This window comes from Crassaminicella thermophila, assembly GCF_008152325.1.
GTDB lineage: Bacteria > Bacillota > Clostridia > Peptostreptococcales > Thermotaleaceae > Crassaminicella_A > Crassaminicella_A thermophila.
Genome location: NZ_CP042243.1, coordinates 2,066,913 through 2,079,920, shown reverse-complemented (window position 1 = coordinate 2,079,920; position 13,008 = coordinate 2,066,913). Strand labels below are relative to the sequence as shown.

The window sequence follows — 13,008 nt, the reverse complement described above, 5'->3', positions numbered from 1 at the left end:
AAGGTAAAACATTAATATTAACTTTAACTTAAGGAGGGCAACAAACTATGAAGCAAATAACATGGATTGAGCGGGGACATGTTCCCCGCAGGATTAAAAAACGTCAGAAAATCAACAAATGCATATTTATTCTAGCATTAGTATTAGCAATTACAGTAAAGATTATACATTTAATTCAATAGGTTGGTGGTGAAGTTGCAAAAAGGTTGGATTAAACTTCACAGATGCATAAAAAATAATTGGTTATGGGAAGATAAGCCTTTCTCAAAAGGACAAGCGTGGATAGATATTTTGATGATGGTAAATCACGAACCTAAAAAAGTTGCTTTAGGAAATGAATTAATAATTGTAGAAAGAGGCAGCAGGATTACATCAATTAGGCAATTATGCGATAGATGGGGCTGGTCTAATACGAAAGTGAAAAATTTTTTAAAAATGCTAGAGCAAGACGGAATGATAACTCATAAAAGCGACAGTAAAAAAACAGTATTAACAGTAGTAAATTACAGCGATTACCAAGATAAAGAAGATGATAAAAACGACACTGAAACGACAGTAAAACGACAAGCAAACGACACTGAAACGACGCGAAAACACACAAACAAGAATGAAAAGAATGATAAGAATGAAAAGAATGATAAAGAAGATATAAATATAAGCGTCTCACTTAAGTTCGACGAACAATCAATTCAATATAGATTAGCAAATTATCTTAAGAATTATATTCTAAAAAATAATCCTAAAGCTAAAGTACCTGGATTAAAAGATATGGATAAATGGTCAGTACACATAGATCGTCTAATTAGATTAGATGGTAGAACAGAGGATGAAATTAAAAAAGTAATCCAATGGTGCCAGAAGGATTCGTTTTGGATGACAAATATATTAAGCACTAAAAAGCTAAGGGAAAAATTTGACACATTATTTCTGCAAATGAATAACGAGCGGACAAAGAAGGGTTATGGCAGAGGAAAACAGTTTGAAACAAATACAGAGAAAATTATGGATAGCATGGATTCGATCCAAAGATTCTTAGAAATGGAGGAGGAAGATGGATAAGAAGAAATTTGTTGAGGGGATTATGGCCCTAGAAAGTGTATATGACAATTTTAGAATCCTTAAAGACGAAAGAATCACCATGTTATGGTACAAGATTTTCAAAGAAGATGATCCAAAACTGTTTGAAATGGCTATTGAAACATATATAGCAACGAATGAATTCAAACCAACTCCTGCAGGAATCAGAAAATGCATGGAAAAATTGGCTACAAATTACAATCTAAATGGAGCTGAGGCATGGGGGAAAGTTATGGAACTCATAAAGAAATATGGATGGTACAGGGCAGATGAAGCGTTACAAGAGATAAAAAATGACAGGCCGTTATATCAAGCTGTACAAGCTATGGGGTTTAGAGAGTTATGTGTTAGCGAAAATCTTATGGCAGATAGGGCACATTTTCTCAAAATGTATGAGCAATATATGAAACGTGAATCTGACAAAGTAATGTTGCCAGGAAGAGTACAAAATGATCTAAAACAGTTGCAGCAGGTTGATAGCGTAACGAAACTTCTTACTGAGAAATTTGAAATGAACAAAACATCTTAATGAGTGTAGAAAAAAAAGGGGGGCAGCGACATGAATTATGCTATGGAGTTAGCAGACGGAGTAGTACAACTTGCGCAACAGGGGCAACAGGGCGTGGCCTGGAAGAAGCTACTTGCAGAAGCAAAAGAGATATACGAAAAGAATAGACAAGCCATTAAACAAGAAATTGCGATACAGAAGTTTATAGAAACTGTGAAGGGGGTATAGTTGTGGGATTATTATTCGATATTGCTACAAAAAGAGAAATGCTTTTTTTCAAAAGATATTGCGAACTTAGAGACAAACAGAGCAAAGATGAAAAAGACAGAGTATTAATGAGCAGATTAGTAGCGCAAATATACATTTTAGACGAGGAATTAAAAACTGAAAAAGCTAATAAGAGGTGATTGTGTGAGGTGCGGAGATAAGAAAATCGAATGGAATAGTGAAATTATCAGTTATATGATAAAAAGATTCTCAGAAGGAGCTACATTTACACAGATCGGCAGAGAGATTGGGTGCAGTTGTTGGACTGTTGGAAGAAAATTGCAAGAAGTTGGATTTCTAAAAAAGAAGGTGGAGGAAGATTGATGGGACCAGAGGGACATATACAAACGATATTAACACCTAATGGAAAAATCGAAGATGAACTAAGAATAATAATACCAGATATTCCACCTAGCAATAATAAGTACATGGGTAGGGGTTCAACATACACTCAGGCTTTTCAGTATCAAGCAGAAAAGAAAAAATGGCAGTCGGTAATAGGTTGGCTAGTCCGAGAACAAAAATGGGCTCAGAATCCATTAAAAAAGGCCGTGGTAGAAATTACCTATTTCTTCAAAGACAAAAGACGAAGAGATCCAGATAATTATAGCGGGAAATTCATACTAGATAGCTTAGTTCGAGCAGGAGTGTTGCAAGATGATAGTTTTGGAAATATCGAATTAATCTTGAAAGGGAATTATGACAAGAAAAATCCTAGAACAGAGGTAAGGGTTAGGAAAAAAATGAATGAGTATGCTGAAATAGTTGGATACAGAGAACTAGAAAAAAAGGAACTAGATTATCTGTCATAATTCCTGAAAAAAACACCTGGGGAATATCTCAAAAAGATTTGCAAGAGATGGAAAAAGTAAAAATCAGAAATACGTCTTGATGACGGAAGAACAATTACAGCAGAGCAAAAAGAAAAAAAGGTATATGCAACTATACGAGATATGGCTACATATACAGGATACATGCCAGAAGAAATGAAAAGAACTTATGAAATATAGCTATATATCAGAAACAGGGAAGTGATTATTTTTTTCTCTTTCAAATTGCAGTGTTACAACAGCGAGGTTGTTCATCAATTATATTATAGAATTTTTGTTTTTCGGTGGAATATACCATTACTGGATCATGGACTAAATCGAACGGATGATATAGGGAAATATTTGTGGCAGTGCTTAAAAATACAAAAATGCGCGATATGTGGAAAAAAAGAAGCTGAAATACACCATTGGGATGCAATAGGAAGAGGGATAGATAGGAAGAAATATGATGATTCAAAAACATAGAAAAAAAATAGCATTGTGCAGGATACATCACACTGAGGCACACACGATCGGTAGAGATACATTTGCAGAGAAGTATCATGTGTGCAGGATTATCTACAAGGAGTAAAGGGGGAGCAATGTGGATATAGGAACTGTAGTATTTATAGATGATGTACACAGTGACCTGTATATGAAAACATGGAGAAGTTATAGAAATTGCAGCGGATAAAAGCTAGGGTTATGGTTGTGCTGAGAGACAAAGCTAAATCGAAATATTGTTTGTATTACAGATAAATTTGATATGGACAAGCTGTATGAACATAAAAGAAGTTAAAAAAAGATGAGCAAGGGGAACTTGATAATGAGAAATACAGATGCGGTGATGATAAAGAAAGCAATTATTCATGTGTTAGATAGAAATGGAGATGCACCAATCCTTACAGATTATGAACAGGAGATCAATGAGGATATCCATGAATTTTTAGAAAAACATATTGTGAAATCACTAGGTAGTGAAGAAAACAGAAAAGGGAAGTTTAGAGGTGGATCAACGATTGTTAAAGATTCATGTGCAGCAATATTTAAGAACAAAGAAACATTTATCGAAGCTTCAAAGGATATTGCAAACCAGTTGTTTAAGGCGATGAAAAAGGATAACAACATACCTTCTGCTGATTTAGTGATATGTTTATATACAGCAAAGGATAAGAACTACATAGGCATATTGAAACTAGATTACAAAAAGTCATTCATCCATAATGTTGAATTTGAAGAGGACAAGCTTAAGACATCTATAGTGCCACAAATGATAGGTTTGCCTGGAATGAGCCAAAAGTTACAACAATGTGCTTTTGTAAAAGAAATAGATGAAGAGGATGAATATGATCTAATTTTCTTGGATAAGCAAGTTTACAGTGACGATTTTGAGCAGCTATTTTCAAATGTATTTCTGAACTGCAGATCACTGATTGATGATAGGGATAAGACGAAGATTTTTAAAAATGTTACTGAAAAGTGGACTAGAAGAAACCTAAAAGAAGACATAGATAAGGCTCAGGAAGTAAGAGAAGAAGTTATTGCATCCATGAAAAATTGCGCTGAGATAGATGTTGAAAAGTTTGTACAGAGTGTTTTTGGTAATGATGTTGAAATGCAGCAAAATTTTATACAACACCTTGAAAGAGAAGGGATTCAATTAGAAAAAATTGAGATTGATAAAAAATGGGTTGAGAAAAAAATGAAAAAGAGAATTATGAAAACAGATACAGGTATAGAGATAAAAGGAGAGTATGAGGATTTAGAAGATAAAATGAAATTTGAAATAGTAAGGAATGGAGATGGAACGGTAAATCTGATTATAAAAAATGTTAGAAGTATGATGGAAAGGTAAGCGGAAACGTTGTAGTTAGTGGTGGGGAGAGATGAAAATGCCAGATTACTTTTGGGAATGGTATAAAAATAAAGGGTATAATCGGCTACTAGATAAGGAAATATGTTTTAGAAATAAGACATTTTTAATTGGATGTTGTATAGAGTATCTTACAGAAAAAGGACAAAAAATAAACAATTTGCAGGGACAAAACAATTTAGATGAAATTTTGGAATATTTGACATTGGGCGTAGCATGGACAAAATAGAATATTAGTGGTGGTGGGAGTATGAAAAAATATAATAGATTCACTTTTCTAAAGTCCTGGTAAACCAGGTTGTGGAGGATTGAGGACACATCACATGTCCAATAGGAAGTCCAACCATGCGAAAGCATGATCCGTGCAGGGTGAAAAACAAAAGCGTAAAACTTGCTCATGGTAGCGTCGGTGATGTAGGACAAAGACTTAATGGCGTGGGAAGCCCGAGCAGGTGACCTTTCTGAGATTGTGAAATACAATCAAAAAGGAAGGTTAGAAAAAAGTGAAAACATATAGTAATGTTTAGCGGAGGAGCGAGTTCTAGTTATACAGCATATTTGGTTTTACAAGAACAAAAGAAAGAAGATGTTATATTATTACATACACCAACTTATTCAGAACATAAAGATGCAGATAGATTCAGACATAAAGTAGCTAATTTTCTAGGATTACCAATAACTGTAGTTGGAGATGGTAGAGATATATGGGATTTGATAGAAGATAATAATTGTTTACCAAGTTTTCATATACCATTTTGCACAACAGAGTTAAAGATCAAGCAATCGAGGAAGTTTTTTAAAATGTTAAGCGAGGATTTTATAGTATATTTTGGATACGGATCAGATGAATGGAATAGGGTACAAAAACAAAAGATTAGGTTTGAAGCAGAGGGGATTAAATCAAGGTATCCAATATTTGAGAAGAAAATTTCAAATGATGAAATAAAAAATATTATTCGCAACGAATGGAAAATATGTTTACCAGAAACGTATAAATACTTAAAGCATAACAACTGTATTCCGTGTTTTAAAGGTGGTAAGGGACATTTTAGAAAAGTAGCAAAGTATTATCCGGAAAAATTTAAAAGAGCAATGGAGATAGAAGAGAAGATAGGACATACGGTGTTCAAAGATTGTACACTAAAAGACATTTGGGATGAAGTACAGGCAGGAAAACTACAAGAATCTATGTTTGATGATGATTTTGGAATACCTTGTATGTGTGCTGATTAATGTGGGGCTGACTCAGTCCTGCTGAATAAAAATTAACGGAGGTATATTTTTATGGGATATGAAGTAGGTTATACAAGCAGTACAGAAAGTGGTAAGTGTATAATATGCGGAAAAGTTTCTGGAATATATTTGACTATAAACCAACATCAAGAATTAAAAACTAAATACAATAAGATAAATTCAAGTATATTAATACCTGTATGTCTTGAACATTATAACGTAGTAGCAGAACAAAAAGAAATACTAATATATCACTTAGAAGTAATCAATAAGTTTTTAAAGTCGTTAAAATAAGATTCCACAGCGAATAGACCATATTGCTAACATATGGTGGAAAGTGAGGGGTAAATATGAGTATACAAGCACATAGATGCAATCAAGACAATTGCAACGGATTTATATTAGCTGAAAATGCTGATTATAACTATGAACATGCAATGAAAAATAACAATGGTATTCTTGATAGATGTAAATGTACTGAATGTGGCAAAGAATTTGTAATGGTAGTAGCTCATGTATTAGTTGAAGTTGACGAAGATGATATGTTGGTTGATGAGCTTCCTCAATGTGATATTAGGGAATATGAAAAATCTCAAATTAGAAAGTGAGGGAGGTTGAGTAAAAATGAAAATTGAGGAAAAATTAATTTGTAGAAAAAATGGAAGCGTTGTAGAGTTAATGATCGGCAATAGATGTATAGGGGATATGTTTAATCCTCTAATTGCACAAGAAATCGTAAAAAGAGTGAACAAGTATGAAAAATTTAAAAAAGAAAATAAAAAACTAGAAGAAGAATTAAAAGAATATAAAGATTGTGGGATGATGCAAAATCAAGAAAACCATAATTTAAGCTATAAATTAGAACAGTCACAAGCACTAAATCGTGAGTTAGTGAAAGTCATTAAAGAATATAAGAATTTTATAGATAAATTAGATTTAGACGATTATATGTTAGAGCAAGAGTATATCGATACTTATTTGACTGACATTACAGATAAAGTATTAGCAAAAACAGAGAAGGTGATAGAGTAATGAAGAAATTTGATTTATGTATTGCAGATTGTAAACAGTGTAATGGTATAAATGTAGAGTATATAGAAAGAAATGTGTACAAATGCAAAGAGACAGGAAAAGTTTTATTGTATATGATGTCGACAAAGAAGTTACGAGAAATTAAGTCAGATAAGGTGATTGAATAATGGAACAATTCTTGCGGTTTTGAGGAATTTGAGGAACTGGAGAGTGAAAAAATATGAGAGAAATTAAGTTTAGAGGATTTAGCATAGATGGTTTAGGTTGGGTATATGGGTTACCCTGCTATGATGAGTACGGAGTAATAACGGAAATATGTTTTTTTACAAAAGATTTTTTTATAATGGTGTACAGTTTGAAGATGTTATCCTTGAAAGCATAGGACAATATACAGGGTTAAAGGACGTGAATGGAATGGAAATTTATGAGGGAGATATTATTACAGATAGTAGAAAAAGATTGTTCAAGGTTGAATGGAATGATTGGGGATGGTTTAACAGACCGATTACAAATGAAACAAGCTATCCATTTTTTAACAATGGAATAATGAAATACATGGAAATTATCGGAAACATATATGAAAATCCAGAATTGCTGTAGAAAGAATAATTTGTCAATCAAGAATTAAAGAGGAGGTAATACTGATGAATAATATAGAAAGATTATATAAAAATATTAAGATTTTAGTTGATACAAATATGTTAGAAGAAGAATTCAAAGTGTTTGCGGAAGAAAATTCTGATGTAGAAACCATAGAAGAACTAAACAATGTGATAGAAACGGAAATTTCTTATTGGGAAGAATAATTTTACAATAGAACAAAATCTAAGAGATATAAAGCAGATTGAAAATAGTATAAATCTAAAGTAAAATCCAACTGCTCCTGGGATATGCCTGGGAGCGAAAGGGGGAATGCAAAAATGAACAGTGTTAATCTTATAGGAAGATGGACAAAAGATCCAGAAATGCGATTTACTCAAAACGGAAAAGCATTAACAAAAGTAAGTATAGCTGTTAATAGAACTTTTGGAGAAGGAGCAGATTTCTTTGAAGTTGTGATATGGGGAAAGATTGCTGAGAATACAGCACAATATACGAAAAAAGGTAGCAAAGTAGGAATAGAGGGTAGGCTACAACAGGAAATATGGGAAAAAGATGGACAGAAAAGAAGTAAAGTTGTGATAGTAGCTGAGAGAGTAGAATTTCTTGATAATAAAAATAGCCAATCCAATCCCAATAATGAAATAGATGGATTTCAAGCAATAGATGATGACGATGATATACCATTTTAAGCATTAAGGGGGCAAAGCAATGGAGGACATTCAATATAGAAGAACAGAAGGAATATTATATAGGCATTTTAAGAAGATCAAGAGGATCGAAAGATTAAAATACGATATAGAGAATACAAAGCAGACTATACATAAGATACAACAAGACCTTAGGAATGTTAATGTAGAGTTATCAGATTGTGTTAAAGCTATAGATTATAGCCAGGACAGAGTACAATCTAGTATTGTTACATCAAGTGCTGTAGAAAGAGAACTAGAACGAATTACAGACAAGTTACTGAATGAACTTAAATATAAAATCCAAAGGAAATATAAGTTAAAAGCAAGATTGAGAAAAATAGAGGAAGATGTTAAAAGGATTGAAAAAATACTTAGTGATCTTACCGAAGAAGAAATGCAGATTGTAGAACTTAGGTATTCGGAACATAGAACAAATAGAGCTATAGAAAAGATACTATACATGGAAGGAAGGCCTAGTAGTTATGTAAGTATTTGGAGGAAGAAAAATAAAATAATAGAATATATTTATAGTCAATTGAAGTAGATTGAAACAAAAATGAAACAAGATAGAAACATTTAAAATAAAATCTATAATATAATTGTATTGTAGAAATAGTTACCCCCTGATATCTTCTAATGACTAAGGCAGTCGAGAAATCGGCTGTCTTTTTCATGTATAAAAATGAGGTGATCGCATGGAATTACACAGATGCAAAGTTAAATTTCATAAAGGCAAGATAGTATGCGCTAGTGAAATTCTATGTTCAGATTGCCCTGAAAAAGATAAATGCGAGGATATAGATATTTATGTAGATAGTAAGTACTGGGGAAGCAAGGAATGCATGAGCCACGATAGCTATGAAAGGAAAAATAAGAGGATCAGGCAGAAAGGGTGGGGGAAATGAGTATACCTGAGAAAATATGGGGTATTAAATAGAACTATTGCAAGATGTGTATCACGTGGTGTAAATGATTATCATAATAAAAGAAACAAAGATAATAATACAAAAACTAAAGATGAAATAAGTGAAAAAGGAAGCTTATTAATAGAAATTGGAATATTTCTTGGCGTAGGATTTGTATTGTTTGGAAGAGGAGAATATTGGATGTATAATAATATTTATTAGTTTTGCTTTAGCTGGTTTGCTTAATCATGAAAATAAATAAGTAGTCAATAAGTTAAACGATTTGTGTCGAAATTTGCGAGTGGAATATAAAGGATACTGTTTTCTTGTAGAGAATTCTAATAATTAGGAAGGAGGAGGACGTATGGGAGATAATGATAAAAAAGTAGCTGACAATTCTTTTGAAGCATCTGAAAATCTGAAAGATCATGTGGCAGGTGCTATAGACAAAGCTTCGAAAGGAGATTTTGCAGGAGCAGCTAAAGATGCAATGGATGCTGTTGGGGATATGGCACAAGTTGCAGGACATGTAGTAGAAGGAAATTAAAAAAAGAGCCAACCGGCTCTTTTTTTCATGCTAAAAAAATTCAAGTAGCACAACAGGTTAAATCAAATTTAACGTGCTACAATTATTTGTTATTTTTGCATACTATCATATTTTGATAGTAATTTATCCAGTAATTGGCTTAATTCAATTACTTCTTGATCCAGTAAATTTTCTTCTTTATGCTTGATTAATTCGTTTAGTGCAAATCTAGTTTGTTCAATCTGATCTAAGAGAGATTTTAATTTATTGTTATATTTATCCATTTTCCATACTCCTTTTCATTCGTGTATTTAGATTTAACCTGTCGCACTATTGTAAATTCTAATGGAAAAATATAACAAAGAGTAAATCATTTCAAAATATATAGATAATTTAGACACTGTAAAAGGTGTCTTTTTTAATGCAAATTTTTAGGTTTGCAGGATAACAACCTGCCACCTCTTAGGAGTTACGCATGGTGGGGTAAGTTCCTACCACTCCTAGTTATCAATAAAATTCTAGGAGGTAGTCGATATGAGAGTGGCAAAAATCAATGATGTAAAAGTAAAAGTATTTGAGAAAAAAGAATTAATTGAGAAGCTAGGATTTACAGAAGAAGATGCAAAATTAGTTATGAAGTACCAAAAGACATTTCCTGAGTTATTACAGGATGGTGTAGAAGGGTTTGTTATTGACGCTGAAACTTTATGGGAGCAATTAGGTAAGCCGAATGGGCAATTTAGTAAATGGGCTAATAAAAGAATAAAGGAAGTGTTTAAGAATGGCTTAGAATGGAGTTTTAGCCGGATTAGGATAAAAGATGGTAGACCAAAACAAGTAATAAAATTAACTTTGGAAACTGCTAAACATGTAGCAATGGCTACTGGTTTAGATGGCAATTCGAGTAAAAAAAAGTAAGAGAAAAAGGGAAATCTCGTTAGAAACTATTTTTATAAAAAAATGGAAAAAGCTTTAAGAGATTATGAGTATTGGATCATGGTTAGAGAACCACAGAAAGAAGGATATAAAAAACTAAGTGAAGTATTAGATACAAATTACCAATTAACCCATGAAGGAAAATCAGCACCTAATTATGTATTTTCTAATGAAGCAGATATGATCAATAGAGCTTTACTTGGTATGTCGGCTAAAAAGCTTCAGGCACTATTGGATACAAAAGATAAAGCAACAAGAGAGCATTTTACTGTGGAGATAAATAAGACTATTTCTGAATTACAGACAATGGATATGGGTTTAGTAATGGCAGGATTTGATTATGAAACAAGAAAAAAGACAATAGCAAATATTTGTAGCACGAAGTATAAACATATGCAGCTGATAGTAAAAGAATTAAAGGAAACTGCATAGTATAGTCTCTTTTTTCATCCCAAAAACAAACACGAATATGGTAGGTGGTGGTATGCCAAGAGTAAGAAGCCCAAATCGAGATAAGGCATTTGAAATATATAAAGAACATAATGGAAAAATTGATTTAGTTGAAATTGCTAAAATTTTAAATTGCTCACCAGGAACTATTCGTGGATGGAAAAACAAAGATTCCTGGGATAAAAAAATAAATGGAACGTTCCAAAAGAAATATAAGAAAAATACGGAGCGTTCCAAACGGAATAAAGGTGGTCAACCAGGCAATAAAAATGCTGTAGGCAATAGTGGTGGCTCAGCTCCACCTGGTAATCTAAATGCCATAAAACATGGAGCGTATCAATCGTTATATGCTAATATGCTTTCAAATGAAGAGAAAGCATTGTATGAACAAATGACAGCTACTGTAAATATTGACGAAGAGATTAGATTATTAAGGCTTAAAATAGCTAGATTGCTAAATAGAGATAAAACATTCTTCTATGATATGTTTGGAAGGAAACATACAAAAGAGTTATCAGAAGAAGATAGAGAAAATGGAATTTTGGCTTGTATGGATCAGCTTAGAAAGTTAATTGAAACTAAAGCTGCTATCGCTGGGGATACAGAAAAATTACAGATTGAAAAAGAGAAATTTGAGTTTCAGAAATATAAAGATGAAATCAAGTTAGAACTTGAAAAAGAAAAACTTGCGATAGCTAAGAGAAAAGCTGGAGATGACGATGAAGAATTACATGATGATGGATTCCTAGATGCCTTAGAGGGAGCCACAAAAGAAGTGTGGGATGATTATGAAGAAGAGTAGAGGAGGATTTAGATTTGCAAAGTTCTCTAAGAAACAAAAACAAGTTTTAACTTGGTGGAACGAAAAATCTCCAGTAAAAGATAAAGATGCTATAATATGCGATGGATCAGTAAGAGCAGGAAAAACAATAGTGATGTCACTAAGTTTTGTAATGTGGGCTATGGCAACATTCAGTGGACAAAACTTAGGAATGGCAGGAAAAACAATTGGCTCATTCAGAAGGAATGTGCTTTTTTTATTGAAGATTATTTTAAGGCTTAGAGGTTATCGAGTAGAAGATAAAAGAGCAGATAATTATCTAATAGTAAGGCGTGGAGATATAGAAAATTATTTCTATATATTTGGTGGAAAGGATGAACGTTCACAGGACCTTATTCAAGGGATTACACTGGCAGGAATGCTCTTTGATGAAGTTGCATTAATGCCTGAGAGTTTTGTTAATCAAGCTACTGCAAGATGTTCTGTAGAAGGTGCTAAATTTTGGTTTAATTGCAACCCAGAAGGACCTTATCATTGGTTTAAAGTTAATTGGTTGGATAGGCTTAAAGAGAAGAATGCAATACATCTTCACTTTACGATGGATGACAATCCTTCGCTATCTGAGAAAGTAAAAGAAAGATACAAGCGGTTATATTCAGGAGTATTCTTTAAAAGATATATCCTTGGTCTTTGGGTAATCGCTGAGGGAATCATTTATGATATGTTTTCAGAAGAAACTCATATAGTTGATGAAAAGAATAAATATTGGCCTAAAGATAACAAATTTGAAGAATATTATATAGCAATAGACTATGGAACTCAAAACGCTTGTGTTTTCTTACTTATAGGAAAATATAAAGGGCGTTATTTTATTGTTGATGAATACTACTACAGTGGAAAAGAAGAAGGAAAGCAGAAATCAGATCCAAATTATTTTGCAGACTTTGAGAAATTTGTACAAGGAATAAAAATTAAAAAGATTATTATAGATCCATCAGCAGCATCTTTTATAACTCTTCTAAAAGAGAATGGATATTCTGTTAAAAAAGCAATAAATGATGTAGTTGATGGCATTAGAGAAGTTTCAAAGCGTCTTAGTAATTTGGAGTTATTTGTACATAAAAGATGCAAAAATACAATTAAAGAATTTTCTTCATACACCTGGGATGCAAAAGCTACAGAACGTGGAGAAGATAAGCCAGTTAAAAAATTCGACCATGCTATGGATGCACTTAGATATTTTGTATATACAATTTTAGTAAAGAAAGCAAAAGATGCATTTATGGCTACAGCTGGTGAACGATAAGACAAAGGAGGTG

26 protein-coding genes are annotated in these 13,008 nt (G+C 32.7%); 25 read left to right on the top strand and 1 reads right to left on the bottom strand.

From position 1 onward, the window contains the following. Positions 1–47: 47 nt before the first annotated feature. The 21 genes from FQB35_RS16445 (at position 48) to FQB35_RS10535 (ending at position 9,543) form a co-directional block, all read left to right on the top strand. Positions 48–182 carry a hypothetical protein gene (locus tag FQB35_RS16445; RefSeq protein WP_269902681.1) on the top strand — a complete coding sequence of 45 codons (135 nt, stop codon included), beginning with the start codon at positions 48–50 and terminating at the stop codon, positions 180–182. A gap of 13 nt (positions 183–195) precedes the next feature. Next, entirely contained in the window at positions 196–1,059 is an 864-nt protein-coding gene (locus FQB35_RS10600; protein ID WP_207707290.1) for a hypothetical protein, read from the top strand. Then, on the top strand, positions 1,052–1,606 hold the full coding sequence (locus tag FQB35_RS10595; protein WP_148809758.1) for a hypothetical protein: 555 nt from the start codon (positions 1,052–1,054) through the stop codon (positions 1,604–1,606). Before FQB35_RS10600 ends, FQB35_RS10595 begins: the two co-directional genes overlap by 8 nt. Positions 1,607–1,636: 30 nt before the next feature. After that, positions 1,637–1,813 carry a hypothetical protein gene (locus tag FQB35_RS15910; protein ID WP_168198309.1) on the top strand — a complete coding sequence of 59 codons (177 nt, stop codon included), beginning with the start codon at positions 1,637–1,639 and terminating at the stop codon, positions 1,811–1,813. A gap of 2 nt (positions 1,814–1,815) precedes the next feature. Then, the gene (locus FQB35_RS15905; protein WP_168198317.1) at positions 1,816–1,992 is read left to right on the top strand and encodes a hypothetical protein; all 177 of its coding nucleotides are present in this window, start codon (positions 1,816–1,818) and stop codon (positions 1,990–1,992) included. A 4-nt stretch (positions 1,993–1,996) separates the two neighbouring features. Next, complete coding sequence (locus FQB35_RS10590; RefSeq protein WP_148809757.1) at positions 1,997–2,176, top strand: hypothetical protein; 180 nt, start codon at positions 1,997–1,999, stop codon at positions 2,174–2,176. Then, the gene (locus FQB35_RS16235; protein ID WP_231701777.1) at positions 2,176–2,664 is read left to right on the top strand and encodes a RusA family crossover junction endodeoxyribonuclease; all 489 of its coding nucleotides are present in this window, start codon (positions 2,176–2,178) and stop codon (positions 2,662–2,664) included. Before FQB35_RS10590 ends, FQB35_RS16235 begins: the two co-directional genes overlap by 1 nt. A 219-nt stretch (positions 2,665–2,883) precedes the next feature. Then, positions 2,884–3,147, top strand: a complete 264-nt coding sequence (locus FQB35_RS16660; protein ID WP_231701776.1) for a putative HNHc nuclease — start codon at positions 2,884–2,886, stop codon at positions 3,145–3,147. After that, complete coding sequence (locus FQB35_RS16655) at positions 3,128–3,253, top strand: hypothetical protein (RefSeq protein ID WP_408625378.1); 126 nt, start codon at positions 3,128–3,130, stop codon at positions 3,251–3,253. Before FQB35_RS16660 ends, FQB35_RS16655 begins: the two co-directional genes overlap by 20 nt. A gap of 234 nt (positions 3,254–3,487) precedes the next feature. Then, a complete protein-coding gene (locus tag FQB35_RS10580; RefSeq protein ID WP_148808826.1) occupies positions 3,488–4,516 on the top strand; it encodes a nucleoid-associated protein in 1,029 nt (342 codons plus the stop codon). Between the two features lie 37 nt (positions 4,517–4,553). Further along, complete coding sequence (locus tag FQB35_RS10575) at positions 4,554–4,763, top strand: hypothetical protein (protein WP_148808827.1); 210 nt, start codon at positions 4,554–4,556, stop codon at positions 4,761–4,763. 290 nt (positions 4,764–5,053) lie between these two features. Next, positions 5,054–5,767 (top strand): adenine nucleotide alpha hydrolase family protein, encoded by a 714-nt coding sequence (locus tag FQB35_RS10570; RefSeq protein ID WP_148809752.1) that lies wholly within the window; start codon positions 5,054–5,056, stop codon positions 5,765–5,767. 51 nt (positions 5,768–5,818) lie between these two features. Next, positions 5,819–6,061 (top strand): hypothetical protein, encoded by a 243-nt coding sequence (locus FQB35_RS10565; RefSeq protein ID WP_148809751.1) that lies wholly within the window; start codon positions 5,819–5,821, stop codon positions 6,059–6,061. 56 nt (positions 6,062–6,117) lie between these two features. Continuing rightward, on the top strand, positions 6,118–6,375 hold the full coding sequence (locus FQB35_RS10560) for a hypothetical protein (RefSeq protein ID WP_148809881.1): 258 nt from the start codon (positions 6,118–6,120) through the stop codon (positions 6,373–6,375). Positions 6,376–6,391: 16 nt separating this feature from the next. Beyond that, positions 6,392–6,799 (top strand): hypothetical protein, encoded by a 408-nt coding sequence (locus FQB35_RS10555; protein ID WP_148809880.1) that lies wholly within the window; start codon positions 6,392–6,394, stop codon positions 6,797–6,799. Then, complete coding sequence (locus FQB35_RS15900; RefSeq protein WP_168198306.1) at positions 6,799–6,966, top strand: hypothetical protein; 168 nt, start codon at positions 6,799–6,801, stop codon at positions 6,964–6,966. Before FQB35_RS10555 ends, FQB35_RS15900 begins: the two co-directional genes overlap by 1 nt. Positions 6,967–7,114: 148 nt before the next feature. Next, on the top strand, positions 7,115–7,399 hold the full coding sequence (locus FQB35_RS10550; RefSeq protein WP_148809879.1) for a YopX family protein: 285 nt from the start codon (positions 7,115–7,117) through the stop codon (positions 7,397–7,399). A gap of 44 nt (positions 7,400–7,443) precedes the next feature. Continuing rightward, complete coding sequence (locus FQB35_RS15895; protein WP_168198305.1) at positions 7,444–7,605, top strand: hypothetical protein; 162 nt, start codon at positions 7,444–7,446, stop codon at positions 7,603–7,605. Between the two features lie 114 nt (positions 7,606–7,719). Next, positions 7,720–8,091, top strand: a complete 372-nt coding sequence (locus FQB35_RS10545) for a single-stranded DNA-binding protein (RefSeq protein ID WP_148809748.1) — start codon at positions 7,720–7,722, stop codon at positions 8,089–8,091. A gap of 19 nt (positions 8,092–8,110) precedes the next feature. After that, positions 8,111–8,635 carry a hypothetical protein gene (locus FQB35_RS10540; protein WP_148809878.1) on the top strand — a complete coding sequence of 175 codons (525 nt, stop codon included), beginning with the start codon at positions 8,111–8,113 and terminating at the stop codon, positions 8,633–8,635. Between the two features lie 725 nt (positions 8,636–9,360). After that, positions 9,361–9,543: a hypothetical protein gene (locus FQB35_RS10535; RefSeq protein ID WP_148808834.1), complete on the top strand. Its 183-nt coding sequence runs from the start codon at positions 9,361–9,363 to the stop codon at positions 9,541–9,543. An 89-nt stretch (positions 9,544–9,632) separates the two neighbouring features. Here FQB35_RS10535 and FQB35_RS10530 read toward each other — a convergent pair whose 3' ends face one another. Further along, entirely contained in the window at positions 9,633–9,806 is a 174-nt protein-coding gene (locus FQB35_RS10530) for an aspartyl-phosphate phosphatase Spo0E family protein (RefSeq protein ID WP_148808835.1), read from the bottom strand. A 250-nt stretch (positions 9,807–10,056) separates the two neighbouring features. On the opposite strand from FQB35_RS10530, the gene FQB35_RS10525 reads away from it, so the two are divergent. The 4 genes from FQB35_RS10525 (at position 10,057) to FQB35_RS10510 (ending at position 12,995) form a co-directional block, all read left to right on the top strand. Then, complete coding sequence (locus FQB35_RS10525) at positions 10,057–10,440, top strand: antA/AntB antirepressor family protein (protein WP_148809877.1); 384 nt, start codon at positions 10,057–10,059, stop codon at positions 10,438–10,440. A 78-nt stretch (positions 10,441–10,518) separates the two neighbouring features. Further along, positions 10,519–10,890 (top strand): hypothetical protein, encoded by a 372-nt coding sequence (locus FQB35_RS10520; RefSeq protein ID WP_207707289.1) that lies wholly within the window; start codon positions 10,519–10,521, stop codon positions 10,888–10,890. 52 nt (positions 10,891–10,942) lie between these two features. Then, positions 10,943–11,710: a phage terminase small subunit gene (terS, locus tag FQB35_RS10515; RefSeq protein WP_148809875.1), complete on the top strand. Its 768-nt coding sequence runs from the start codon at positions 10,943–10,945 to the stop codon at positions 11,708–11,710. Beyond that, positions 11,697–12,995 carry a PBSX family phage terminase large subunit gene (locus FQB35_RS10510; protein ID WP_148809874.1) on the top strand — a complete coding sequence of 433 codons (1,299 nt, stop codon included), beginning with the start codon at positions 11,697–11,699 and terminating at the stop codon, positions 12,993–12,995. The genes terS and FQB35_RS10510 overlap by 14 nt, the downstream gene beginning before the upstream one ends. Positions 12,996–13,008 lie beyond the last annotated feature (13 nt).